At 54.2% G+C, this 26910-nt stretch carries 20 protein-coding genes; 15 read left to right on the top strand and 5 right to left on the bottom strand.

The annotated features are described in order from the left end of the window. The first annotated feature begins 19 nt into the window (after nucleotides 1–19). From AC6T8Q_RS02420 to AC6T8Q_RS02490, 15 genes are all read left to right on the top strand, one after another. Entirely contained in the window at nucleotides 20–847 is an 828-nt protein-coding gene (locus AC6T8Q_RS02420; protein WP_500677577.1) for a hypothetical protein, read from the top strand. 114 nt (nucleotides 848–961) lie between these two features. Beyond that, nucleotides 962–1198 carry a hypothetical protein gene (locus AC6T8Q_RS02425; protein WP_500677578.1) on the top strand — a complete coding sequence of 79 codons (237 nt, stop codon included), beginning with the start codon at nucleotides 962–964 and terminating at the stop codon, nucleotides 1196–1198. A 217-nt stretch (nucleotides 1199–1415) separates the two neighbouring features. Then, nucleotides 1416–3794: a glycoside hydrolase family 127 protein gene (locus AC6T8Q_RS02430; protein ID WP_500677579.1), complete on the top strand. Its 2379-nt coding sequence runs from the start codon at nucleotides 1416–1418 to the stop codon at nucleotides 3792–3794. A 77-nt stretch (nucleotides 3795–3871) separates the two neighbouring features. Next, on the top strand, nucleotides 3872–4168 hold the full coding sequence (locus AC6T8Q_RS02435) for a hypothetical protein (RefSeq protein ID WP_500677580.1): 297 nt from the start codon (nucleotides 3872–3874) through the stop codon (nucleotides 4166–4168). Between the two features lie 42 nt (nucleotides 4169–4210). Further along, a complete protein-coding gene (locus tag AC6T8Q_RS02440) occupies nucleotides 4211–4621 on the top strand; it encodes a PGPGW domain-containing protein (protein ID WP_500677581.1) in 411 nt (136 codons plus the stop codon). Nucleotides 4622–5157: 536 nt separating this feature from the next. Next, nucleotides 5158–6141 carry an SAM-dependent methyltransferase gene (locus AC6T8Q_RS02445; RefSeq protein ID WP_500677582.1) on the top strand — a complete coding sequence of 328 codons (984 nt, stop codon included), beginning with the start codon at nucleotides 5158–5160 and terminating at the stop codon, nucleotides 6139–6141. Between the two features lie 109 nt (nucleotides 6142–6250). Beyond that, complete coding sequence (locus AC6T8Q_RS02450; RefSeq protein WP_500677583.1) at nucleotides 6251–8236, top strand: hypothetical protein; 1986 nt, start codon at nucleotides 6251–6253, stop codon at nucleotides 8234–8236. Nucleotides 8237–8346: 110 nt separating this feature from the next. Continuing rightward, nucleotides 8347–10134: a DUF7453 family protein gene (locus AC6T8Q_RS02455; RefSeq protein ID WP_500677584.1), complete on the top strand. Its 1788-nt coding sequence runs from the start codon at nucleotides 8347–8349 to the stop codon at nucleotides 10132–10134. 104 nt (nucleotides 10135–10238) lie between these two features. Then, the gene (locus AC6T8Q_RS02460; protein ID WP_500677585.1) at nucleotides 10239–13685 is read left to right on the top strand and encodes a beta strand repeat-containing protein; all 3447 of its coding nucleotides are present in this window, start codon (nucleotides 10239–10241) and stop codon (nucleotides 13683–13685) included. Between the two features lie 52 nt (nucleotides 13686–13737). After that, entirely contained in the window at nucleotides 13738–14514 is a 777-nt protein-coding gene (locus tag AC6T8Q_RS02465; protein WP_500677586.1) for a DUF3050 domain-containing protein, read from the top strand. 332 nt (nucleotides 14515–14846) lie between these two features. After that, nucleotides 14847–16103, top strand: coding sequence for a dockerin type I domain-containing protein (locus AC6T8Q_RS02470; protein WP_500677587.1), 1257 nt, complete (start codon nucleotides 14847–14849; stop codon nucleotides 16101–16103). Between the two features lie 28 nt (nucleotides 16104–16131). Continuing rightward, the gene (locus tag AC6T8Q_RS02475) at nucleotides 16132–17190 is read left to right on the top strand and encodes a DUF1559 family PulG-like putative transporter (protein ID WP_500677588.1); all 1059 of its coding nucleotides are present in this window, start codon (nucleotides 16132–16134) and stop codon (nucleotides 17188–17190) included. 3 nt (nucleotides 17191–17193) lie between these two features. Next, nucleotides 17194–18084 carry a YihY/virulence factor BrkB family protein gene (locus AC6T8Q_RS02480; protein ID WP_500677589.1) on the top strand — a complete coding sequence of 297 codons (891 nt, stop codon included), beginning with the start codon at nucleotides 17194–17196 and terminating at the stop codon, nucleotides 18082–18084. A gap of 48 nt (nucleotides 18085–18132) precedes the next feature. Then, nucleotides 18133–20022, top strand: a complete 1890-nt coding sequence (locus tag AC6T8Q_RS02485; protein WP_500677590.1) for a heavy metal translocating P-type ATPase — start codon at nucleotides 18133–18135, stop codon at nucleotides 20020–20022. A gap of 37 nt (nucleotides 20023–20059) precedes the next feature. Continuing rightward, complete coding sequence (locus AC6T8Q_RS02490; protein ID WP_500677591.1) at nucleotides 20060–20761, top strand: ion transporter; 702 nt, start codon at nucleotides 20060–20062, stop codon at nucleotides 20759–20761. A gap of 47 nt (nucleotides 20762–20808) precedes the next feature. Here AC6T8Q_RS02490 and AC6T8Q_RS02495 read toward each other — a convergent pair whose 3' ends face one another. The 5 genes from AC6T8Q_RS02495 to AC6T8Q_RS02515 all read right to left on the bottom strand — a co-directional run bounded on the left by AC6T8Q_RS02495 (nucleotide 20809) and on the right by AC6T8Q_RS02515 (nucleotide 26864). Beyond that, nucleotides 20809–21576, bottom strand: a complete 768-nt coding sequence (locus AC6T8Q_RS02495; protein WP_500677592.1) for an SDR family NAD(P)-dependent oxidoreductase — start codon at nucleotides 21574–21576, stop codon at nucleotides 20809–20811. Nucleotides 21577–21593: 17 nt separating this feature from the next. Then, on the bottom strand, nucleotides 21594–23141 hold the full coding sequence (locus AC6T8Q_RS02500; RefSeq protein ID WP_500677593.1) for a GMC oxidoreductase: 1548 nt from the start codon (nucleotides 23139–23141) through the stop codon (nucleotides 21594–21596). An 87-nt stretch (nucleotides 23142–23228) separates the two neighbouring features. Then, nucleotides 23229–25892 (bottom strand): MGH1-like glycoside hydrolase domain-containing protein, encoded by a 2664-nt coding sequence (locus AC6T8Q_RS02505; protein WP_500677594.1) that lies wholly within the window; start codon nucleotides 25890–25892, stop codon nucleotides 23229–23231. A gap of 92 nt (nucleotides 25893–25984) precedes the next feature. Then, complete coding sequence (locus AC6T8Q_RS02510) at nucleotides 25985–26392, bottom strand: DUF1398 domain-containing protein (protein WP_500677595.1); 408 nt, start codon at nucleotides 26390–26392, stop codon at nucleotides 25985–25987. A gap of 13 nt (nucleotides 26393–26405) precedes the next feature. Next, on the bottom strand, nucleotides 26406–26864 hold the full coding sequence (locus tag AC6T8Q_RS02515; protein ID WP_500677596.1) for a MarR family winged helix-turn-helix transcriptional regulator: 459 nt from the start codon (nucleotides 26862–26864) through the stop codon (nucleotides 26406–26408). Between the last annotated feature and the right edge of the window lie 46 nt (nucleotides 26865–26910).

Raw genomic sequence — 26910 nt, forward strand, 5'->3', positions numbered from 1 at the left:
GCAAGGATCGAGCCATCGCATGAAGATTTCACGAGTTAGCGCCCTGCGGCTTGTGTCTTACGTCGCGCCAGTCGTGGCATTGGTGGCCTTGGCTTGGCAACATTGGCAAGCCGAGCCATTGGCACACGCATCGAGTCAAATAGCCGTCGTCGAACAGCCCTTGATTCAGCAGCTAACCGAATCACCGGAATTTCAAGCCGTTACCGACCGTACCACTGAGCTTGGGGCCGAAGAGATGCCAGCCTATTGGCAGCTCGTTCGTGATGCCGAAGACACTTCGTTTGAAGAGTTGAAATGTCAGCCTCATGTTCAAGCGAGCTATTCTCAGTTGCTTCAAAGCCCGGAGACGTTTCGCGGACAGCTTTTGCAGAAGGAACTCAATGTGCGGCGCGTTCTGGCCTACGATGTTGAGCAAGGCACACGGCCAACGCAGCGTCTCTATGAAGTTTGGGGATGGGCCGACGATGCCCCCGGGAATTTGTACGTGATGGTGACCACGGAGTTGCCGGATGGAATGAAAATTGGCGCTTCCGTTTTTGAGAGAGCCAAGTTCTGTGGTTACTTTTTCAAGCTGCAAGGGTATATCCCCGCGGGAGCAGAAGCGAAACTTGCTCCCCGTGCGGCACCACTTTTGATCGGCCGCATGATACGCGGCACGTTACCAACGAGATCGTTTGCCAGCGAAAAGGATTGGTGGCGGATCGGGATTGGCTCACTGTTGGTGGTTTCGTTGATAGGCTCGTTCGTATCGCGGGCCTTCTACTTTAAATCTGCAAAACCGGCGCATTCTGATAGCCCCGCCACCCCGAATGACCAACTCTTTGAAGAATGGTTGGAACAGTCGTAAGCAGGCTGTCTCGTGGGCGCTCATTGTGTGAGAAATGCTCGCCAGTTTGTCAGCTGGCACGCGACTTGCTTCTTAAGACTGGTGATATCTTCACTCATCAGATGGAGTACAGTGATGGCTCAGCAATGGCAAAAGCACGATCAGTATAAAACAGATCCCAAATCACCCGATAACGTGCATGAGGACCATCCCGACACGACGGGGGATGGCAAAAGCACGAGCGGCGATGCCCAAACCACGGTGCACGACGGCAATCCGGGCAATCCCACGCAGGATAAGTGGAAAGAAATAGACGACGAAAAAGTGATGACGACCAAAGAAGAGATGCCTTCGCCAGAATCGCCAAAATAGATCGCTTCCGGTGGCATAAGTTGTACAACCAATCTCAATGACGCCTTGAATCGCCGCACGGATAATCGAATGCAGGTTCGATTCTCTTCCCGTGAGGCGCGTCGTGAAAGCTTTTGTTTGGGCATTCGCATGGATTTTGTGGCTTGGATTAGGTCTCGGTCCGACCAGAGCCGACACTTCAGTTGGCTATAGGCTGAAACCCGTCTCTTTCGAGCACGTGACGCTCACAGATAATTTCTGGCGGCCACGGTTAGAAACTCAGCGAAGAATTCTTGTGCCGTATGCGTTTGAGCAAACGGAAGAGGCCCTATCTGATCTCAAGGCTGCGGCGGATGTGCTCGCGGGGCGTGAGTTGAAAAACCCTCCACCACCGCATCGCTACCGCTCGAGCGATTTGTTCAAAGTGATGGAAAGTGCCGCGTATCTGTTGGCGGTTCAGCGCGATCCCGAGCTCGAAGCTCAAATGGACGAGATCATCGCGGTGATTGCCGGGGCGCAAGAGCCCGACGGATATCTCAACGCCACGCGAACTCTTTATCCGCACACGCCGATTGAGATGATGGGCGACAGCAAATACAGCTATGTCGATCACAGTCATGAGTTGTACATTGTTGGCCATCTGTACGAAGCCGCGGTCGCTTATTCTCGTGCGACGGGGAAGCGAACTCTACTCGATGTGGCGGAGCGGAATGCCCAACATGTGCAGCGTGTGTTCTTCGACGGGGATCCGAATTACAACGGCGGCAAACCTAAGAATCAAGCACCCGGTCACGAAGAGATTGAACTCGCGCTTGTTAAGCTTGCTGAAGCGACGGGGAAGCCGGAATATGCAAAAACAGCACAGCGATTTGTCGACATTCGCGGTGTGACTTATGTGCCGCATGGCGAGGGCGTCAATTCACCGACTTATGCCCAGCAGCATGCGCCCGTAGTGAATCAACATTCACCAGCAGGACATGCGGTGCGGGCGACTTATCTTTATGCGGGGATGGCCGACGTCGGGGCGAGCTTGGGTGTCGACCATTACAACGAGGCGCTCACGGCGATTTGGAGTGATATTGTTGATACGCGCATGCACATTACCGGGGGGCTGGGGGCTGTACATGGCATCGAAGGTTTTGGCCCCGCTTTTTTCTTGCCCAACGACGATGCGTTCAATGAAACGTGCGCGGCCGTGGGAAATGTGTTTTTCAATTGGCGCATGTTTCTGTTGACTGGCGAAGCCAAGTATTTGGACGTGGCCGAGTTGTCGCTCTACAACAATGTCTTGGCCGGCATGAATTTGGAGGGGAATCACTTTTTCTATATCAATCCACTTGCGGCCGATGGCTTGCGGCCTTTCAATCATGGACGACCTGAGCGTTCCCCTTGGTTTGGCACGGCTTGTTGCCCGACGAACATCGCAAGGCTGGTGCCCCAAGTACCGGGGATGCTCTTTGCCCAGGATGACGAAGAGCTGACGCTTTGTTTGTATGCCGCGAGTGAAACAAAGGTTGAACTCAACGGCACGCCGGTTGAAGTTGTTGAAAAAACGAACTATCCGTTTGATGGCCGCATTGAATTGACCCTCAATCCCCAGCAGCCAGTCGAATTTGCCGTGCGGCTACGAATCCCTACGTGGACGGGCGATCAACTCGTGCCGGGAAAGCTTTATCGTTACGCCAATCTCAGTGATGAAAAAGTCGCACTCTTTGTTAATGATGAAGCGGTCTCGTTTGAAATCGAAAATGGCTTTGCCAAAGTGAAGCGGACATGGTCGGCGGGCGATCGAGTTCGTTTGGAGCTTCCCATGCCAGTGCGAGCCAATGTCTGCCGCACTGAAGTTGAAGCAAATCGCGGTCGTAGGGCATACTCGCGCGGGCCGTTGGTTTATTGTGCGGAATCAGCCGACAATCCGGGGCATGTTTACAACTATCTAGCGCCATCGGTGGATGATTTAGCTGCTGCCCGGGTGGAACAGTTCGCCATCACAGGACAAAAAGTCGTGGCGATCAATGTCGAGACTCAATCACTCGATAAAGACGGCCAATTGCAAGCAACACCTCTCACACTTGTTCCCTATTACGCTTGGAATAATCGCGGCGTGGGCTCGATGATTGTCTGGCTGGCCGACAATATCGCGACGTTGCGCGAAGGTGCCTTTGTGGTCGACGACAATGCCCAGATGTTCAAATCGGCTCAAGCCAAGCACACGTACGATCAAGATCACGTGGAAGCGATGATCGATGGACGCTTACCGAAGAATTCGTTTGATACGTTGATACCGCGGTGGACGAGTTGGCCCGAGCGCGGCAAAGAGCAAACCCTCGAATTTGAACTGGTTGAGCCGATGGAACCGCGGAGCATTGAAGTTTATTGGTACGACGATCGTGGCGGCGTTCAGGTCCCGCAGCGCTGGGAGCTGGAAGTGTGGCGGGAAAATGCTTGGCAGGCGTTCCCGTTATACAACACAGATGAATATGCCAACGAGCGCGACCAGTTCAACGTCGTGCATCCTGCGGGACCGTTTCTGACCGACCGACTGCGGATGAAAGTCTGGCCGCAGGCCGATGCTGCCGTTGGAGTGTTGGAATTGGTCGTTCGCAAGGAAAAATAGACGGTGCAGGTAGGCACGTCATTTGCGTTTCTCCATGTGGTAAGTATTTCAGGCACTTTGTGGCCAAGGAGAACGCTATGTTGATTCCCATGACAATTGCTTTGTCTTCGCATGATCTGTGGTCGCACGGTGTGGTCGCCAGTCTGCCAGGAGAAGACCCCGAGCTAACCCCCGACCCCAGAGACCCGGAACTTACGGACTCGGAACAGGACCCTGAAGTGCCGACCCCACCCACGCCTTCTCCTGGACCGCCGGACCCGGGTGATCCGATCGGCACACCCCCTTCGCCTGGCGATCCACCCCCACAACCGCCCGTTCCTGGGGGACCGGATCCGATAAATCCTGATGTTCGGCAAGAACCTGCCTATAATTAGCCGACGTAGAGATAATGGAGTTTCATCTCGACGAGGCGACGAATGTTGGAATTTATTAAAGACGATTTGCGTCAGCTTAAACGGGGCGAGTCTGGCAGTCGGTTTTGCGATTTCTATGATTTTCGCCAAAGGCAACGCAACCCGGGTTTTTCGGTCGCGCGGATGCTCACCATTGGGTTCGGTCTTATATTAACGATCGGTGGCGCAGCGATTGGCTGGCTGCCGGGCCCGGGCGGGTTCGTGGCGATTTTTGGGCTCGCCTTGCTGGCTCAAGAGTTTCGGCCGATGGCGGTGGCCCTTGATTGGTGCGAACCCAAGTTGCGAGCGATTTGGAATTGGCTGGTGCGGACTTGGAAACGCATGTCATCGCTGGGGCGAGTGGCTGTCGCCATGACGTTTCTCATCACGAGCGTGACGGCCGGTTTTGCGGCGTACAATTTTTTCTTGCGGTAACCTAAGAACGCTGCCTGAGCCAACGCAAGAGTCGCTCTTTCAGGCTTGGTTGATAACCGACGACGTATTCATCAACCAACCATTTCTCGATGTCATCGGCCAAAGCCACTTTTGATCTGATTAAAAGTTACCATGCGGCCAATCAGCTGATCGTGGGCAATCGAGACTTCGCCCAACGAGCTGTTGGAATGCGATAGCCGTTCTTGCAATATGGAAAAGTCATCAGCACTGGCAAGCTGCCTTTCCACGGCGTTAGGCAAACCAGCAGGTCGCGATGTCAATCGACGTCGGCTATGACAGTGTTGGTGTTTATGTATTAGAAATGACCAGCCAATGGCCGGTGCGCGCCCAGTTTGAGCGTCCGAGAATAATCTCACCATAACCAGGAGAATTGGATTGGGCAGTTTCGCCGGGAAAATCGTCATGGGAACTGAATTGTTGTAACAACATTGTCAAGTTTTCGCCTGATTCACTGATGACGGCACGGTGTGTGCAAATATTTACCAGCTCAACTTGATGATTGCTAGGAGATTCCTATGGCTGCTCTTGCTCTATCCCATGATGTGGTTGCACCGAAAACCGCGGCTCCTGACACAACATCGCGCCACGCCGTGGTCGATTGTTACGACGTGCTTGATATTTGTCTCGCTGGTGGGGTCCAGGACTTTACCGATGGCAAATACGTCGATGACAAGAACAATCGCCAGGCATATCTCGCGGCCCAACATCTTCAGGCGGAATACTTACTCGATCAAGTAGATTGTTTCCCGGGCGAGCAAATTTTGGAGATCGGTTGTGGTTACGGCCGTATTTTGCAGCAAGCTCAACAGCGTGGCATCGCGGCGGTGGGATTGACGCTCTCATCCTTGCAGGCGAGTGACTGCCAGCGACGGGGATTGTCTGCGATGGTTCTCGATTATCGCGACATTCCCAAGATGGGGCAGCGTTGGATCGGCCATGTCCATGGCATTGTAGCCAACGGTTCGCTTGAACATTTTGTCCAATTAAATGATGCGTTAGCCAATCGCAATGATTTGGTTTATGAAGAACTGTTTCGCATTTGCCGTTCACTGCTATCTCCGGGGCAAAAATTCGTCACCACGGCGATTCATTTTCGCGATCCAGGGCAAGCCGATCCACGGCAGATTCGCCGTCGTCATGGCAGCTTTGAGCGCGGTAGTTTTGGTTATCACTATGCAAATTTAGTGGAAGCCTTTGGTGGTTGGTATCCTGAGCCGGGGCAACTCGAAAAATGTGCCGAGCAGCGCTTCGCACTTGTTGAGGAAGAAGACGGCACGCATGACTATTATCTCACCAGCGAGTATTGGCTGCGGAAATTGAAGTGGTCGCTTGCCACAAATCCTGGGGTATGGTGGGCGTTGGCGAAAAAATGGCGCGCCAGTCCCCGGGCTATGAGCGACATGATGCGGTGCTTATTGGTCGATCAATCGTGGAATTGGCAATTCCGCGGCGAGCGGTCGCCCATGCAGCTATTGCGGCAAACATGGCTGGCTGTGTGATTTCCAAAAATTTGTTGACACCGTCTCGAGACGGCACGAGAATGTGAGGCTTGTCACTGGAGGGAATTTTACCCCTGTGACAAGTCTTTACTTCTTTGATGGTGCAACTATGAATTCTCTCTGCCGACTGGCCGTCGTGGGTGTCATTGCACTTCTGGCCATAAGCTTTAGTTTTACTTCCAAGTTATATGCCGTGATCAGTCATGGTGGCAATGTAAGTCCCGCCCCGCCGGGCGGTGGGGGACCTGTCACGGGCCCGTTTCGTATCGGTGACAATGACTTGGGATTTATGCACATCGCCGATGGGACTGCGCTGACAAGCAGTAATAATTCCGTGGTTGGCAATGCCACGGATAGCATTGGAATTGTGACGATGGATGGCTTTGGGTCCAATTGGAGCCTGAGCTCGGCCAGTGGAGACCTTACTGTCGGGGCTAATGGTACGGGGTCGGTTTATGTTTCGAATCTCGCCAAGATGGACGTAGCCGACCAAACGATATTGGGAAGTGCGAGTTCTGGTTACGGTGAAGTCGTCGTTGAGGGAATTGGCAGCCAATGGCTCACTGACGATTTAATCGTCGGGCAGAGCGGCAACGGCGTGGTCAATCTTACCTTGGGAGGCCGTCTCAGCACCGGTGTGTTGACCGTTGGTGTGAATGCTTCCGGGCATGGACGAATTCTGGTAACTGATCCCATGTCGTACCTGACGGTGAATGATTCAACGAACATCGGTTCTTCGGGTCAAGGAGACTTATTCATTACGAATGCGGGGCGCGTGCGCACTTCGGAAGGTATCACACTGGGAAGTTCCATTAACTCGGTTGGGTTGATCGAGATATCGGATTCTGGCTCAACTCTCGACGTGGCCAATGGGAGTCTCATCGTCGGCGCGACAGGGACAGGGCGACTTAGAATTTTCAATGGTGGCAAGGCGAACATCGCGGGCAGCTTGCAGTTGGCCAACAACGCAGGTTCGCTCGGCGAGGTGCTGGTTGAAGGGAACAATTCGATACTGACTGCTGGGTCGGTCAGCACGGGTGCGAGCGATTCGCTCCTGACAATCGCTTCGGGTGGCGTCGTGAGCGTTGGAAGCAGCATCTGGGGCACAAAAGCTCGCTTGAAACTCGAGGAAGGCCGATTAGAAGCCTCCGAGTCGCTGACGAATCACGGGTTGATTGAAGGCAGTGGCACGATCAAAGTCACGAGCTTTAACAATAATCAAGGTCAAACAACTCGCGGACGCTTGCAGGTTGCCCCTGAAGAGCGATTGTTCCTAACTGGCATATTGAATAATGCTGGTTTCGTCGACGTAGATGGTGGCGAATTAGAATCCATGGGCAGCGTCACCAACGACTTCGATATCGACGGTCGCAACGGGGCGAAACTGCGATTTGGCAACTTAGGACTTGATAACAATACGGGTTCGCAATTGGCCATCACTGCCGGAAGTGTCGACATATTTGGGAGCGTGCAGAATGATAGCGGCGCCCAGATTGTCGTTGGCAACGGTGCCTCAGCGGTATTTCATGACACGCTGACCAACAATGGTGATTTGTTCATCATGCCTGGAGCCAGTTTGTTTGCGACCGATCAGATCAACTTTGGTGGCAGCTCGTCGGTGCTCAATTTTCGATTGAGTGCGTCTGATGCCTTTGACGAGCTCTTTCCCATCGAAGCGAGTGACTTAGTGAACTTGAACGGTGAGCTATCGGTCACACTATCGGCAGGTTACGAACCACAATTGGGCGATGTGTTTCCGCTGTTGATTTCTGCCCAAAACTTAAGCGGCGATTTCTCTCAAGAGAATTATCCCGCCTTGCCGGTGGGCCTCGCTTGGGGAACTTTGCGAACGGCGAATTCGCTATCGCTAGAAGTTGTTGCGTCAGGGAGTGGCGATTTCGATGGAGATGGCGACATCGATGGCCGCGATTTCCTTGCTTGGCAGCGGAATCCCTCGGTTGGCGATCTGGCTGATTGGCAGGGGGAATTTGGGACAGACCCTCTTGTCGTGGGGGTCGCGGTGCCCGAACCTATTGCAGGATCTTCACTTTTGCTTGCGTATGCTGTTCTAACTTTTAGTATTCTCCGCCGTTAGGTGCCTAGCTTCGGGTGCATTATTTCGGTGCCTTCTGAACTATTTTATTGCGAGGGCGATTTTGCTCGGTTAGAATACTGGGCGTTTCACCTATTGTGGAGGACGTTTCTATGAGAGTACCTGCGCTCGTCTTGATAACGCTGCTGAGTGTCAATTTCTCCTCCACTCATGCTCAGCCGAGATTGGTCGCGAGGACCGATGCCTCGGCACCCGGTGTCTCCGGTTTTTTCTCTAGTTTTGACGCACCCTCATTAATCGAAGGTGGGTTAGTGGCATTCGGCGGCTCGGTGAACGATGGTGACTTTAACTTTACTTCCGGACTTTGGTCTGAAGGAGATGGTCTCGGCCTCCTACGAGCCGTCGCGCTGGAGGGAGATATTGCACCCACCGTGGGCTCGTTTCCGTTTACTGACTTTTATGATCCCGAGCGCAGTTATTTATTCAACGACTTGGGAGACGTCGTCTTCATGGGTGAAATTACGGGCGGTATCCAGGCGATTTACACGGATCGCGAGAGATTCTTTGGGAATCCGTTACTGGAGATTGCCCGCCAGGGCCAGCCAGCGGTCGATACCGACCCAGGACGCATCTACAACGGACTCGATGTACTGGCGATGGCACACATTCACAGTGGGATCGGATTTAGAGCACTGTTGGCCCCGGGGACTTCTCCCAACGATTTTCCTAGCGATTCCGTTTACAACGAAGGATTCAGTGTTGTCCTCTCGAACGTCGCTCAATTGGCCGATTCAGCACCAGGAACATCAAGACCATTTCCGTTAGGGATAGCCCTGTTCACGGAATTCCGTGCGCCCACCATAAACGACTCCGGTCACATAGCTTTTAGTGCCTCGACCAATGCCGGAGCCAGTGTAGGTTCGATTGGCGCCGAAGGGATTTGGACGACTTCGCCCGCCGGATCACTGCGACCAGTGGCGCTGTCTGGCCAAGCTGCTCCTGGCACTTCAACGACATTCAGCACCGTCTTTGGCCGTTTTAATGTGTACGATTCGATCCCCGTAATCAATGACGACGGCGATGTAGCATTTTCTGCCACGTTGACCGGACTGATTGCTGGAAACCTACGACTTGGGATTTGGGCTGAGCGAGATGGAGTTGTGGAAAAAGTTACCTTTGAGAGCGAATCTGCTCCTGGATCGACCAGCACGTTTGATACGCTCAATGAACCCTTGATCGATTCTGCTGGACTCACAGCATTTACAGCCACTCTTGCGGATGGCAAAGATGGAGTCTGGCGCGAAACCGCTCCGGGAGTTCTGTCGAATCTTGCCCTACAGGGGGATTTTGCTCCCGGTACTTCGCTGGAGTACCTGAATATTACTGATCTGGCATTGAACCGCACGGGAAACGTAGCATTTCGTGCCCAGCTCAGTGACATCGGATCGACTGCTCTATTCGCCACAGATTCCGAGGGTGTAGTCCAAAAAATTGTGGCCTCGGATGACATCATCGATTTGGAGGGCACGCCGATGCGGGTGGACGAGATTTTCTTCCAGGGGCTTACCGGTTCGATCAGCGGAACGGGAAACGGCGTTGGGATGGGGCTTAACGACTCCGGGCAACTTGGTGCCGTGCTGCGAGGCGAGATCTTGGATTTCGAACTCGTCCCGACTGGCGAGTTTCTGGACGCGGTTGTCGTGTTCGATGCTCCCATCGGTTGTGGCGTGGGTGATTTCGATTGCGATAGCGACGTCGATGGCCGCGACTTTTTGGCTTGGCAGCGGAATCCAGCGATTGGCGATCTGGCCGATTGGCAAGATGGTTATGCACCGAATCATTTGTTGGTAACTGTTGCTGTTCCGGAACCCCCCGCTGGCGGGTTACTTCTATTATTGGGAATTTTACTGCCACGATTGTCGCGTGCGCAAAATAGATAGCGTTTGGTGGCAAGCCTAGTTACAATCACCTGCGCCTGCTCTCGTTTTATGGATCGCGAGGACTGCGATCGTAGAGCACATCTCTTTCTATTGAGGGGATTTCCGTGAAGACTCTTTCTTGGGCCGCGCTGCGCTTCGTGTTGGCTTTGATGTCAGTTCTAACTTTTTCGGCGACATACGCCGCGAATATCACATGGATTGGGGGAGATGGCACTTGGACGGAAGGGGTCACTGCCGGCTGGAATCCAGTTGACGAACCCGATAGCGACGATGTCGCCATATTTAACACGAACAACGCGGTAAGTTTGGCAAGCACCAATACCGTCATCGGCCTGACTCTGTCGGGCGGAATCGACTTATTCACGAATGATTTCGACTTAACCGTTGATGGATTGGTCCAAGTCAGTGACGCAAATACAAATCTGATCGTCGGTGGGGCCAACTCGCAGTTAGAGATTGACAATCTAACGATCAATAATGGAGCTGACGTGGAAATCGATGGAGGGGTGGTCCGATTGGATATCCAGCCCAATGCGAGCCTCGTCGATATCAATGCGGGTGGCGAGATCTTGGGGCATGGCACGTTGAGGGTGGCAGACATCCTAGGCGTGGTAACGACACAGATCATCAACGATGGCACAATTACCGCCCAGCGTAGCCCGCTAGTGATCTTTGGTGCGCCGCAGGTGGGAACACTTCTGTTAGTAGCGTCCGATGATGATGCACGGATTGACCTCGATGGTGCTGGCGAGTCTGGTAGCGTCATCGTCCGACGCAATCAAACGCTCGATATCGATATCCCGCTTGCCGATATTTTTAACGGTACGATAGAAATGTTTCATGATACGAAGCTCGATATGTCAAGCGCTTGGATTTTGGGTGCCAATGCCACACTCGATATCGACAACGGCGCGACTGGTGGGTTTCCTGCCGTTGCAGCAGGCACTTCGACGATAGCCGGTGCCAGCTTTTCGCAAAACAGTGGGACAATTACTGTCGTCGACACGGACGGCACTTTGCACTTCGATGCGCCGTTTACCCTGAATGGTGGCAATTTTGTGAACAATGGTTTGGTGGTGTTCAACTCGAACACAACAATCGCCAACGCCGCCAACATGACGTTGCCGACCACATCCTCGAGCCTACGCGTTGAGGGAGGCCATACGGTCACGATCAACCAAGCCAACTTCAACATGGATGGTGCCAACGCTGCCACGAATGTGATCACGGTCACGGGTGATAGTAATCTGACCATCAACACGGGCGATTATGACACCGATTCAGTGACCAATGTGTTTGACGGCACGGTCAATCTCGACAGTAGCACGATTTCGGTCAGTGTGACTGACGCGGAATTTGTGATGGATGGCGTGTTGAACTCGACGGCCAGTGGCAGCAATCAAAGCTTGTGGACGGGTGATGCGCTGGATATTGGCAACGATTCCGGTGTGCTCGATGCGGATGTCAATATCAGCGGATCTCAGCCGACACAGTTTGGCGCTCAAGTAGATTTTAATTCCGATGCGGATGTGAACGTGGCCGGTGGGGCAACGGCTCACTTTCTGGCACTCGTGAATTTCAACAGCGTCAACGGTGGGAACAATGCGGAGTTCACGGGCAGCGGCGAAATCATTTTCAGCGCTGGCGTAAATTTCAGCGAGGCAACGACGCTCAACATGGTGGGTGGCACGGTTGATTTGGATGGTGCCGACAGTGTTGGCGACACGATCAACATCGACGCGCCGCTCACGATCAATGCCGAGCTGATGCGTTCGTTTGGCAAGAACAACGCTGGCGGAGGAACCAATCTGCTCGACATTAATAACAATGGGGGTACGGGCGTGCTGACGGTGAATCTTGACGACCCGAATGCCGAATGGACCATGAATGCTCAGGGCGTCATGAATTTGGTGAACGACGCTACTGCTGCAACGCTACTCGCGGGAAATGATGTCAATCTCAACGGCACAGTGAATGTCATTGGTGATGTGCGAACGACGTCAAGATTGGATATTGCGGGAACTGTGAACATCAGTACCGCGGCGGAACCGTTGCGGCTAGCGGGCGGCACGACGAACGATCACAACACGATTGCTGGCGGCACGATTACTGGCGTCGGCATATTGGGGGCCGATACGGCGCGGGCTCTGCATGGCTTCGGCACGATCAATACAGATGTCGACTTCGACGGCACTGCCAACTTGCGGGCCGACGATGGCACCTTGACCATTAACGGTGACATCATTGATGTCAACATCATTGGTACTGACGACGAAGACGGCGTGCTAAATATTCCCGCGGCGTGGAACAATAGTGTCGCTGCCGCGGTTTCCATGCTGGGCGGCACCTTGCAGGGTGGCACGATCACCAACGACACCGGCAACGGCATTCAAGGTTTTGGAACGGTTACCGCTCGGGTGATCAACAATACTCAACTGTTGGGCGGCAACGGCGGAGGGACACTGATCTTCCAGACGGCCGGCAACGACAACGATTGGGACGGTACGACAAACACAGGCGAACTGATCGCCAACGCCGGGGCGGTCCTTGAGCTGCGCGATGTGGGGGCTGCTTTTGGTTTCACCGGTACGGCGGGTGCAGCACCTGGGGGTCGAGTGTTTACCAATGGTTTCGCGCTGGACTTTGACCCCGGTTCAGAACTCATCCTCTCCAGCGGCACGTACGAGTCGACCAACAGTACGGACATCGGCGGCACGGTCACCGTCGAAGCGGGTAGTCAATCCAGGATCAAAGTCGAGAATAACCGATTTCTCAGTTTTGAATCTGGCAGTGTAACAACTTTGAATGCGAATCTCCGCCTCGAAAACAACAACATCATCATTGAAAATGGCGCGACATTCAGTGGTACGGGAGCGCTGATCGTCCCCGATGGCAGTCACATGGTCGGCGAAAACGGCGCCGACATCGGCGTGCTGCTCGATATGCAGGGCGCATTTCGACCGGGCAATTCAGAGGGCATCGGCCGCGTCGATCTGTTTGACTTCCAGCAATCGACCACGAGTGAATTGTTCGTTGAGATTACTGGCACGGGTCTCAATGCCTTCGATCGTCTGGTGGCAGATGGCGATGCGATCGTCGATGGCTATCTCAATATCGATATCGACGGCGGTTTTGTGCCAGCTTTGGGCAACACGTTCAACATCATCACAGGTAACTCGGTGACGGGCGTATTTGACTACGCCGACGTGTCGGGCATGCCCGCCGGGTTGGCTTTTCACATCGAATACTTAGGGAATGCCGTGCAGCTGCAAGTCGTCAACAAGCCATTTTTCTCGGCCGACTTTGATGAAGATGGGGATGTGGACCCCACGGATTTGGCCATCTGGCAGGGTGCCTACAAACTCAATCAGCTTGGTGATGCGGATGGAGATAACGACAGCGATGGTCGCGACTTCCTGATCTGGCAACAGCAAGCGGGCAGTGCACCGCTGATGGCGTTTTCAGCTGCTACTGCTGTGCCGGAACCCGCCTGCATTCTGCTGGCGATGACCGTTTTGGGTTTGTTTACGGTCAGCCGTCGCTACGGTTAATTCTCTCGGCATGGTACATTGCTGACTTCGACAGCAAACCCGAGGGATCACTGTGAGTTCATTTGCCGAAATCCATGGCCGTTTAGAGCCATTGCGCCAAGCTTTGCTCGATCATCCACTGTATTTGCGGATGCAAAGCATCGATGCCTTGCGCATCTTTATGCAGCATCATGTGTTCGCGGTGTGGGATTTCATGTCACTGCTGAAGGCGTTGCAATTGCAACTCTGCTCGGTGAGCGTGCCGTGGTTGCCGCCGATCAATCGCGAGGGCTGCCGGCTCGTGAATGAAATCGTGCTGGCCGAGGAAAGCGATGAGGATGGCTCGGGCGGATTCGCTAGTCATTTCGATTTGTATTATCAGTCGATGCAAGGCTGCGGTGCCGACACGCGGCAGATCGATCAGTTTCTTTTAGGCTTAGGGCAAGGATTGAAGATTGAAGCGGCTTTGCAAGTTTCTAGCGTGCCGTCTAGCGTACGAGACTTTGTGCAACATACGTTTAAAGTCATCGACAGCGGCGATCTCTGTGCGATTGCTTCGGCGTTCGCGTTTGGTCGGGAAGATTTGTTACCCGACTTATTTCGGCAAATCGTCGAGCAGCTGAGTGCGACACAGGGGACGAATCTCGATGCGTTCAAATACTACCTCGAGCGCCATATTGATTTGGACGGCGATCAGCATGGCCCCATGGCGGGGCGGCTCGTGGAATTTCTGTGTGGCGATGATCCCGTTCGCTGGCAAGCAGCTGAAGCCGCCGCGGTGGGGGCCCTGGAAGCACGGCTTCAATTGTGGAACGGCATTGAACAAGCCTTGGCCGAATTGCCGCATTAATTGCGTCTCAAGAAAGCGATTCATTTGCGGCAAATCGCGTCATTGGTTGTGAAATAGCCTGCAACATTTTTCCTATAATTTTGTGGACCGTGTGAACCAATCGGTTCGAGCAGCGTATTGACGCTGTTTCTAGCGCTGGGGACAATAGGCGATTCGTTATCGGAACAACACGTTTCTCGCCATTCATCCCGCCTTGCGCGTTGTATTGCCTTCTGCGCGGTAGCCATACCTGTCTACAGCAAGCCAAGCAGTCGGGCGGCAATCTATCGGTTCGATGTCCGCATTATGCGGGCAGCCGAGGTTTGAAATTCATCATCGGGGAAGCTGCTGCTATGAGTTTGCTATTCTGTGTTCGCTCCACACGCTCGATCTGTTGTGTCTTGCTATTGAATTGTGTTTCTCTTACGGCCGAGGCCGGTGAAGTGTTCGTGGCCGATCGCGCCACCAATCGCATCTTGTCGTTCGATGAAACAAGTGGAGATTTCTTGCGCGTCGTGACCGATCAGGGGCTCGACCAACCCTCGGGCATGACTTTCGGTGGCGATGGATTTCTCTACGTTACGAATTCTGTTTCAGGCTTTCCCGGTTCAGCAGCCAGCGTGGTTAAGGTCGATCCCGTGAATGGCACTACGACGGATTTTATTACCAATGTCGGTGGAGCCGGGGGCATTGCCTATCATGCCGCCAGCAACTCGTTCTTTGTTTCCGAGTTTGGCAACTTCGACGGCGACGAAGTGTTTCGCTATGATGCGAGTGGTGCACCCCTCCAAACTTTGGGAACAGGCTCGTCGCCCTCAGGGCGTGGAGGGATTGCTTTTGATGATGCTGGCAATCTCTATGTGAGCGAATTTAATGTTGTTGGCTTTGGCTCGATCTTGAAATACGACGCCCCGTTGGTGAATCCTTCCGATCCCTTTAGCACGATGGCCACAACATTTGCTGCGGGTTCTGATGTCACCTTAGCGATTCCCGCTCCAGCATCTGGATTCAATGGTTTAGCATTTGATTCCAGCGGCGACTTGTTTGTTGCGAGCCTGATTGGTCAGGCAGTAATCAAATTCGACGTGGAAGCAGGAGAAGTTGTTTCAGGCAGCCCTTTCGGCGCACCTTTGCCTTATCCGTCTGGTGTGCTTGTTGGTGATGACGGGAACATTTTGGCCACAAGCCTGGGCAACGATAATCCCAGCGATCCTTTTTACGGTCCGAATTTATTTCCTGGCAGCATCACGCGGTTTAATCAATTCTTTCAAGGACAAGCACCATTCTTGGTGGGTGATGTGAATCGCGATACGGTTGTCGATGAAGCGGATTTGCTCATTTGGCAAGAGTACTACGGCGTGACTTACGACCCCATGAATCCTGCCGCGAGCGCTGACCTCGATGGCGATTTTGATACCGATGGCCGAGATTTTCTGGCGTGGCAACGTGGCTTCGGCAACTCGGGCGTTTCCGGTTCGTTTCAGCCGACCGCGCTGGCTCGCTACGTGCCAGTTCTAGCGACCACAGCGATCCCCGAACCAAGTAGCGCCGTTATTGCGCTACTTGCCTTGAGTTGCGGGGCTTGGTTCCGCCGATCACATCGGGGATAATTGAACTCGATATTCAGCAGAGAGGCCTATGAACGAACACGAGCATCATTGGAATGACAGGATGCTCGTGCTTCGCGCTCGATGGCGCAACAGTGCTTTTTCGTTGGTGGAACTGTTGGTTGTGATTGCGATCATCAGTCTGCTCGTGGGGTTCTTGCTGCCCGCGATTCAAGCCGCGCGTGAAAGCTCACGCCGAAACGATTGCTTGAATCGGCTCAAGCAACTGTCTTTGGCCATGCACAACTACGAAGCGGCACAGGGCCACTTTCCGTCGGGCTCGGTCGCTCAAGCCGATCCAAACGATCCCGCAATGCCGCACACGTTTTACCGTTGGTCAGCTTTCGCACAAGTGATGCCTCATTTTGAAAACGCCGCACTCTACGCGCAACTTGATTTGTCCTTGCCGATGTATCGCAAAGACTTTTCAATCCCCGACGAAAATCAGGCGACACTCGAGCAGATCATTCCAAGCATGCTTTGCCCCAGCGATCGTATGGAACGGGTGAGCCCGCGCTTCGGACCCACGAACTACGCGGCCTCGGCGGGGAGCGGCATCGAGGGGGGGACACCGCTGACCGCGGATGGAGTGTTTTACATTAATTCGCGCGTCTCGTTAGCCGAGATCGCCGATGGCACGAGCCAAACGGTCTATTTGGCGGAAACGACTTTAGGAGACTTTATTCCACAACTCACCCCACGCGATCAGGTCGAAGAGCGGACGGCCTATGTGTTTGCCAGTGCCGCGCCGCTGACTCAGACGGCTTGCGATGCCACGATACTATTTAACTTCACCGATCCGCCGGGCTTCTCATGGGCCAATGGCGAGTATCGTTCGGCGATGTACAACCATTATCGTCCGCCAAATTCCTCGGAGTTGGATTGCATGTCGGCTAAGTTGCTTTCTCCGCTTAGTGAGCGTTACGCAGCCTTTGGCTGGCGTTCCGCGCGGAGCATGCACCCGGGCGGAGTGAACGCCGCACGAGTCGATGGGTCGGTCCGTTTCTATAGCGACGACATCAATCCCGCCGTTTGGCGAGCGCTGGCGACCCGAAGTGGTGAGGAAACGATCAGCGCAGATTCGCAGTGAGTCATGGCCGCTGGCATGCTACAATGCCGAGCTATGATTCACGTTCGGCATTTTTTTCACCTGCTTTATACCACCTCTCAGAATTGGTCGGCCGATCGTTGCTCGACCCTGGCCGCGTCGGTGGCCTACTACACGGCGCTCGCGTTCTTTCCTTTGCTGATGATCCTGCTGTCGAGCTTTGGCATTTTCCTAAACGTAACGCAAGCCGGTGGCCGAGCCGAGGAGCAAATTCTCGAAGCGATCGGCGATCAACTCTCACCGAATTTGCAGGAGCAGGTGGCCCGCGCGCTGCGTGAAGTGCAAGAGCGAGCCTCGCTGGGAGGACCGGCAGGTATCATTACGCTTTTAGTCGTAGTGATCGCACTGTTTGCCGAAATCGATATCGCGTTCAATCGCATCTGGAAGATCAAGGCCGACGATTCTCGCGGCATTTGGGGAACCATTGTCGGAGTCGTCTACGTGCGACTTAAAGCGTTCGTGATGTTGCTTGGTTTGTTATGCGTGTTGTTTGTAATCTTCGCCAGCGGTGTGGCGATCACGGCCACGAGCCAATGGTTTACGACGATCCCATGGTTAACCTGGACGACTCAGATCCTTGTGTCGTGGGTTCTAAACGCCGCGGTCTTTTCCGTGTTGTACTATGCGATTCCCAACACCAAGGTCCCCTGGCTGGCGGCGCTCAACGGCGGAGTCTTCGCCGCGTTAATTTGGGAAATCGGCCGACAGGTGCTGGCCAGCTTCGTGATTGGTGACCGCTACGACAGTGCCTATGGCGTGATCGGAGCTTTTATCGCAATCATGCTTTGGGCCTATTATGCCGCGACGGTTCTCTTCTTTGGTGCCGAATTTGTGCATACGATCAGCCAGGAGTATCAAGAAACGGCGGAATCATAACCCTGTGGTGTGCTGTCGAAACGGTTGCCGAAGTCTTATGATAACGGTATGCCCATTCTCTTCGTCTCGTTGATACCCAAAGTCTTGCAGTTCATTACCGCCCGGCGGATGCTACTTATTGCCGCCCTGGCGATTCTAGGAATCGCAGCGCATCTCGTTCTACGTTTCGGCTGGCAAACTACGGCCGATGTTTACAACTTGCCACTGTGGGTGGTGCTGATTGGCGGTGGAATCCCGTTGGTCTATGAGCTACTTGTGAAGCTGGTGAGGTTCGAGTTCGGCTCGGACCTGCTTGCTGGCATGTCCATTGTCACGGCCACGATCCTGGGCGAATACTTAGCAGGGGCATTAGTCGTTCTGATGCTCTCGGGCGGGGAAGCCCTCGAGGCTTATGCTGTTCGCAGTGCGTCTTCGGTCTTGCGTGCACTTGCGCAACGTATGCCGGCGGTTGCCCATCGGCGTGTCGCTACCACCGTCACGGATATTGGTCTGCCCGAGGTCGCCATTGGCGATACGCTCGTTGTGTTTCCTCACGAGATATGCCCCGTCGATGGTGTTGTAATCGAAGGGCGGGGTGTGATGGACGAATCGTTTCTCACGGGCGAACCGTTTCAGATGTCCAAAACACCTGGGTCGGAGGTCATCTCGGGTGCGATCAATGGCGAAGCGGCTTTAACAATTCGAGCGATTCGCGTCGCGGCAGATTCCCGTTACGCCAAAATTATGCAAGTGATGCACGAGGCTGAGCTGGGTCGGCCGCGGCTACGGCGCTTGGGCGATACGCTGGGGGCTTACTACACGCCGCTCGCGGTGGCGATTGCCTTGATCGCTTGGATCATTAGCGGCCAGTCGCAACGCTTCTTGGCCGTGCTGGTTGTGGCGACTCCCTGTCCGCTGTTGATCGCCATTCCGGTGTGCATTATTGGAGCGATTTCCCAATCCGCGCGACGCGGCATCATCGTCAAAAATCCCGTGGCTCTGGAGACGGTCACGACATGCCGTACGGCGATCTTTGATAAAACGGGGACACTCACCTACGGTCAGCCGGTGCTGACCGAACAAATCCTCGTGCTAGGCGAGAATGTTGAGCAGATTTTGCAATTGGTCGCGAGCGTCGAGCGCTACTCCAAGCATCCATTGGCATTGGCGGTGCTTGATAAAGCATCACAACAGAAGATTAAACTGATCGAAGCCACGGAAATCAGCGAACCACCGGGCGCAGGACTCAGAGGGACCGTTGATGGTCACAGCGTGCGCATCTGTAGTCGCAACGCCGCGAATGCGCTGCGTGTTGTGGGGGTCGAGCAACTTCCGCCTCACGCCGGTGGGCTTGAGTGCGTCATCATCGTCGATGATCGCTACGTGGGACTTTACCGCTTTCGCGATGAACCACGGGCCGAAGGCGCTTCCTTTATTCAGCATTTAGAACCCCGTCATGCCTTCTCGCGGGTAATGATCGTGTCGGGCGACCGAGAATCCGAAGTGCAATATCTAGCCAATCGGCTGGGGATCAAGGATGTTTATGCGGAAAAGACTCCGGAAGAGAAGGTGGAAATCGTTAGGCGTGAAACCGAACAAGCTCGCACGCTCTACGTTGGGGATGGGATCAACGATGCCCCCGCGTTGATGACAGCCAGCGTGGGTGTGGCCATCGGCAAGAATTCTGACATCACGGCCGAGTCGGCCGACGTGGTGATTATGGATAGCACGCTCGAACGGGTCGACGAATTCATGCACATCAGCCGCCGCATGCGAAAGATTGCTTTGCAAAGTGCAGTCGGTGGCATGGCGCTGAGCGTTCTGGGAATGGGACTCGCCAGTGTCGGGCTCTTAACTCCCGTCGCGGGGGCCGTCAGCCAAGAAGTGATCGACGTTTTGGCCGTGCTTAACGCGCTGCGTGCCGGTCTTCGACCACGGCAACTCACCGACTTTAAGTGAACTTTGTCGGATGACGGGCTGCCAGTATCATGGCCGCATGTCATTTCTCAAAACTATGATCGAAGACCACCGTAGCCGGTGGGGTCGCGCTTTCGACTTGTTTATTCAAGCGACCATTTTGGTGTCGCTGATTTCGTTTTCGATCGAAACCTTGCCGGACTTGCCCCCGGGGATTGAAAGCTCGCTGGAACGGCTCAATATTCTGATTGTGGCCATCTTCACGGTTGAGTATGTGCTGCGAATATTCGTCGCCGAGCGGCCGCTGGCTTATATTTTCAGCTTTTACGGGTTGATCGATCTGCTGGCGATCTTGCCGTTTTACATTCTCTCAGAACTCGATCTGCGCAGCATTCGTGCGTTTCGCTTTTTGCGGTTGTTTCGAGCGTTCAAACTGGTTCGCTACAGCAAAGCAATCAGCCGCTTTCATCGGGCATTTCTCATCGCCAAGGAGGAGTTGATCCTCTTTGTCTGCGTGGCAATATTGCTGCTCTATTTTTCCGCCGTGGGAATCTATTACTTCGAGCATGAGGCCCAGCCCGACAAGTTCTCGTCGGTGTTCCACAGCATGTGGTGGTCCGTGGAAACACTGACCACCGTCGGTTACGGTGACATAATTCCCGTCACAGTCGGTGGCAAAGTTTTCACGCTTGCCATTCTTCTGATCGGCTTGGGTATCGTCTCAGTCCCCGCGGGCTTGGTCGCGTCGGCTCTCTCCAAAGCGCGAGCGATGGAAGAGTAAGCGCAGCCCCCTCCCAGTGCTTGGGGAAGGACTTCGCAAGAGTCCCCTTACAACCCCGGACTGCTGTGCATGATCCCGCCATCAGAAAAAATCGTGGTGGCAGTGATGTAACTCGCCCCGTCGCCGGCCAGAAACGCTACGACGCTGGCAATCTCTTCCGGCTTGGCCATCCGGCCGATGGGAATTGCATCGTCGAGTTTCTTGAGCAACGCCGGATCATTCATGGTCGAGGTGTTGATCGGCGTGGCCACGGCACCTGGTCCGACTCCCACCACGAGGATGTTGTGCGATGCGAGTTCCACTCCGGCCGTGCGAGTGAGCATCCGCATGCCCCCTTTGGAGAGACAATAGGCCGTGTTTCCCGGCATGGGCCAGTCTTCATGCACCGAGGTGATGTTGATAATCCGCCCGCCGCTCCCTTGTTTAATCATTTGCTTGGCGGCGATTTGCGTGCCGAAAAAGGCGCTCTTGAGATTGATGTTGAGCACCTTTTCGTACTGCGCTTCGGTGGTATCCAAAATGGAAGTGCGCGTCTCGACGCCGGCATTATTCACCATCACGTCGACTCGTCCGAATTTTTCGACCGCACCGGCGATGAGCTTTTCAAGATCGGCCACCTGGCTCACGTCGGCCTTGATACCGATGGCTTGATCCCCAAGGGCAGCCACTCGTTTTTCAAGGTCTTCGGTAGCCTGCGGATTCGAGACATAGTCGATGGCGATATTTGCTCCTTGCTTGGCCAATTCCAAGACGATGGCCATGCCGATGCCGCTGTTACCGCCCGTGACGATGGCGACTTTTCCTTTGAGACTCATATTGGCACTTCCTTATATTAAATGCGTTCGAGCAAATGATCGCCGACGCGCAAGGCGTTGGCCATCGCCGTCAGGGCAGGGTTCACCGCTCCAATGCTGGGATAAAAACTGGTGTCGACCACATAAAGATTGTCGAGTTCGTGTGCCTTGCAATTCGTGTTGAGCACCGATGTTTGGGGATCACTACCAAAGCGGCAGGTCCCCGATTGATGCGCAACACCCCCCACGTCGATTTCGTTCTTCATGTAAAGATTGCGGGGGATCAAATGATCGTGCATGTCGAGGCTGCTGAGCATCGACTTGAGCTTCTCGTAGAGCTTTAGCTTGGCCGTTTGATTCGTCGGTGTGTAGCTGAGCGTAATATTGCCTTGGCGATCGACCGTGACGCGGTTTTCGCTGCGCGGGAGATCTTCAGTCGAAAGCCAAAAATCGACCGCATGCCTTGCGATCATTTCCAATGACCACTGCGGAGCGAGCGCCGTCTCGATCGGCTTCTCGCCACGAAACATGGGTGCCTGCGACTTGCCGATCATCTGAATGTTCCCCATCGGGAATTCATAGCCTGGCATGCCGAAGTAAAAATCGTTGATCCCCAGCGTCTTTTGATACTGCGTGGGGTTAGGCTCTTTGGAGAGCGCGAGCACAGCCTGGCTGTTGTGGAACATGTAGTTGCGACCAACTTGATCCGAGCCATTGGCAAGCCCACGCGGATGCTTGTCGTTGGCCGACATCAGCAGCAACTTCGCCGAGTTGGCGGCACCGCAGGAAACAACGACGATCCCCGCTTCATAGGTTTCTTGCTGGCCATCGTGGTTAACAATCACTTTGGTGGCGGCAGTCCCCGTGGAATTGGTTTCTAACTTCTCGACCAACGCCTTCGTGAGTAGCGTCACGTTGGGATGCTCAATCGCGGGGCGAACGGCTAGTACTTCGGCATCGCTTTTGGCATGCACTAGGCAAGGAAAGCCGTCGCAATCGATGCAGCGTACGCACCGGCTGTACGGCATGTTGCTTTCGTCGAGCATAATGCCGCAGGGTGTATGAAACGGATGATAACCGGCGCGAGCCAAGTCCTCGGCAAGTTTTGCGATGCGAGGCTCATGCGACACCGGCGGGTGAGGGTAGGGGGCACTGCAAGGAGGTTCGGTCGGATCTTCGCCCCGCACACCATGCACGTGATACATCTGCTCTGCTAGCGTGTAGTAAGGTTCAAGTTCGTCATAGCTGATCGGCCAGGCCGGCGAGATACCATCTTCGTGCTGCCGTTCGCTGAAGTCTTCTTGGCGGAGGCGATAGAGCGCGGCGCCATACATCTTGGTTGCCCCACCGACAAAATAATGCGTGCCGGGTTGAAACGGCTTGCCTTGTTTGTCATGCCAGATGTCTGTCGACACATAGCGATTGTTGACGAAAACTTCCTCGGTGAGCCAATTCTGCGGCTCGCGCGGCAGCCAGTCGCCGCGCTCGATGATCAGAATGCGTTTTCCAGAAGGGGCCAGCCGGTGGGCCAGGGTGCCGCCCCCCGCGCCACTGCCAATAATGATGACGTCGTAAGTGTTGGCCATGGCTATTACCGCGCGGGTTTAAGTGGGAAGGCTGACAAACACAACCGATGAGCGAGAGGTAAGTGTAAGCGAATAATAAGTTCTGTCTTAGCTGCGTCCATGTTGTTCCCAGTATTCATAGAGCAACGACACGACTAACGCCGTCCAGCCGGTTTGATGGCTCGCCCCGAGTCCCGCCCCATTATCGCCATGGAAGTACTCATTAAAGGGAATGCAATCACGCCAAGCGGGATCATTCTGAAAAAGATCGTTACCGCCGAACACGGCACGGCGGCCGTTCTCATCGCGCAAGAAGATATTGGTCAGCCGATGCGCAATTTCGTGGGCGACCTCATCAAGTCCAAGCATCTGGCTCGATCCCGTCGGGCATTCCACTTTTAGGTTGTCCCCGAAATACAGCGAGAACTCATGCAGCGAGCGAATGATAAGGTAATTCACAGGAAACCAAATGGGCCCTCGCCAATTGGAATTGCCGCCGAACAATCGGCTGTCGGATTCAGCCGGCAGATATTTGATGACGAACTCTTCGCCATCGAGTGAAAACTCATAGGGATGATCTTTGTGATAACGCGACAACGCTCGGATGCCGTAATCGGAAAGAAACTCCTCGGGGTCGAGCATTCGCCGCAGAATGGCTTTCAAACGATCCGTGGAAAGAATCGCCAAAAGTTGCGTTCCACCCACGCCCGGCTCAAGCACGGAGGCGACATTTTTTAGCAAGTCGGGACGATTCTCGACAAACCATTGTGTTCGCTCGCGAAAGTCAACAAGCTCTTTGGTTCTCTCAGACGTGGCCGCGCAGACCGCGAACAAGGGGATGAGTCCGACCATCGAATGAATTCTTAACGGCTGGCCTTCACCGGAGGGAAGTTGAATCACGTCGTAAAAGAATTCATCCTGGGTGTCCCACAAATGAATGCCGCAGCCATCGATGTTGGTCATCGCGTGGGCGATATACAGAAAGTGCTCGAAATACTTAACGGCCATGTTCTGGTAGATGGCATCTTCCTGCGACAATTCAATCGCCATGGTAAGCATCGTCACACAGTACAACGCCATCCAACTTGTGCCGTCGGACTGCTCAAGCCGTTCGCCGTTGGAAAGTGGGCGGTCGCGATCGAACACGCCGATGTTGTCCATTCCCAGAAAGCCACCGCCAAAAACGTCGCGTCCTTCGCTGTCTTTGCGGTTGATCCAGAAATTGAAGTTGAGCATTTCATTTTGGAAAATTTCCTTGAGAAATGCCGTGTCGCCCTTACCGGTGATATCGCAATCAATTTGATAAACCCGCCATGCGGCCCAGCCAATCACGGGAGGATTCACGTCGTCGAAGTTCCATTCATAGGCCGGATACTGGCCGTTGGCGTGCTGATACCACTCGAAGCCCATCTGCCGCAGCTGTTGCTTCGCAAATGCGGGGTCGATATGTGACATCGCCACGCAATGAAACGCCAAATCCCACGAGGCATACCAGGGATATTCCCACGTGTCGGGCATGAGAATCACCTCGGCATTGTGCAATTCCTTCCAATGAGAATTGCGGGCTTGCCAGCGCGATTCCGGAGGCTTGGGTTGGGTGGGATCCCCCTTGAGCCAACGATACACGTCGTAGTGATAGTATTGCTTTGACCACAGCAATCCCGCGAACGCCTGCCGCGCGACAAGCTGTTGGTCTTCGGTCATCGTGGGGGGATGCAGGGCGTCGTAAAACTGATCTGCTTCCGCGCGACGAGCGACAAATGTTTCGTCGAAGCCGCCAAATGGTGCGGTGAGCTCGGTTGGCGAGAATCGTACATCAACAGTGAACGACCCTCCCGCGGGTATCACCGCCCGGGCGTGCGCCGCAACCTTGCTGCCTTGCTGAAAATTCACGGCATCTTGATGCTTGTCGACGACGTATTCATGAATTCCATCTTTGGCGTACGGTGAAGTATTGTTGAGGGCATTGTAGAGTCGCTCAAAATTTGTTTCGTTCTCGGTGAATAACAACTCAAGTGGCTGGCCATCTTCCGAACGGACATACCACCAGCGCTCGTCCAAAAGGTCATGAGCCGTATGCACGGCACCGGGGGCGAACGCTTGTATCGTCTCGCGTTGGCCATTTACGTCCCAGCTCCAGTTATTGCGAAACCAAAGGTGCGGCAGAATGTGCAGCGGTGCCGCATCAGGTCCCCGATTGACAGCCGTGATGCGACAGAGAATGTCCTCGGGGCTTGCCTTAGCGTATTCGATCGTGATGTCGAAATACTTGTTGGCGAGAAATTCGTCGTGGAGTGCGTCAAGCAATTCGTACTCAGGCTGCGATTGATCACGGCTGCCGTTGACTTTAACCAAATCATCGTAGGGATAAGCCGTCTGCGGATACTTGTACAGCATCCGCATGTACGAGTGCGTCGGCGTTCCATCGAGAAAGAAATAGTACTCTTTGACATCCTCACCGTGGTTGCCTTGCTGGTTGGTGAGGCCGAACATTCGCTCTTTGAGAATGTGATCCTGCTCGTTCCAGAATGCCACGGCCAGGCAGAGGTGCTGTTTGTCGTCGCAAAACCCGCCGATGCCGTCTTCACTCCAACGGAATGCGCGGCTGCGGGCATGATCGTGCGGGAAATAATTCCAAGCATCACCATTCGCACTGTAATCCTCGCGGACCGTGCCCCAGGCACGATCGCTCAGGTAAGTGCCCCAGCGTTTCCAGTCCGCCTTGCCGGCATTTTGTTCGACAAGTCGATCTCGTTCAGGATTGGTAGGCATCGGGCAACGCGGGCTGGAGCAACGACGAACTTAAGAGGTTCTCTATTGTGTTCGCTGTTTCTTATCCACGCCAGACCGATGCCGCGTGAGGATCAATTCTGTGAAGGTTGCGGGAACGGTTCGACGTGAACTTCGCCTCGTCGACCAAAGTAAAGAGCTTGTCGCCCCGTGATTTGCACGAAATAGCCGACGCAGCCCGCGGCCATCGTCTTTTGCAGGAACTCAGGATAAGTGTGTTCGCCTCGTTGGCTTTGGCGGATCGCCTGTTCGACGCGAGCTTCTGAAAACTCCGAGTCGATCGTTTCAGCGGGATGCGGGACCGCCACGACGCATGATTCGCCGCTTGAGAAGTAATAGGTGTTCTCCTGGCGGCAATAATCGGTGTGGTAACGCTCGACGCCGATTGCAGCGAGTTCTTGGATGAAATCAGGAAAGATGATCTCGCCAGCGCGAGAGCGTTTGGTTAATTCAGCGAGGTGAGTGGTGGCTTCGACAGTCATGAAATGTTCCTTGTTAAGTGGTGGGTGTTTCCTTAAGCCCACGCTCGGCGACGATTTGCTTTAGAAGTGAAGCTAGTTGAGACCGCTGCTTGTCGTTGAGCGAACTAAAAAATTCTTCGTCGTTCTCATCAGCGAGCGCAGCAAGCTTAGGGACCATTGCTCGCCCGGCCGGAGTGAGGAAGATCGATTGAAATCGGCGGTCGGCTTTTTCTACGCGAATTTGCACGAGTTTTTTCTCGACAAGCCGGTCGACCAGCTTGGAAATGGCCCCCCGCGTCATGCCGAGTTGCTCGGCAATTTGGCTGGGATTAATGTCATCCGTGGTAAAAAGAATGCGCAGCACGACCCATTCGGCGACGGTCACGCCGTGGGATTCTACCTTCGCTTTGAAGGCATGCGACACGTGATTCGACACGAGCCGCAGCCAATAGCCGAGATGATCTTCGAGATTGCTAATAGACGACTTAGACATACATACCTCTAAACAGTTTCCTAGGAAACTATTTAGAGGTTACTGC

The sequence above is a fragment of the Bythopirellula sp. genome, assembly GCF_041737835.1.
In the GTDB taxonomy this organism is placed as follows: Bacteria; Planctomycetota; Planctomycetia; order Pirellulales; family Lacipirellulaceae; genus Bythopirellula.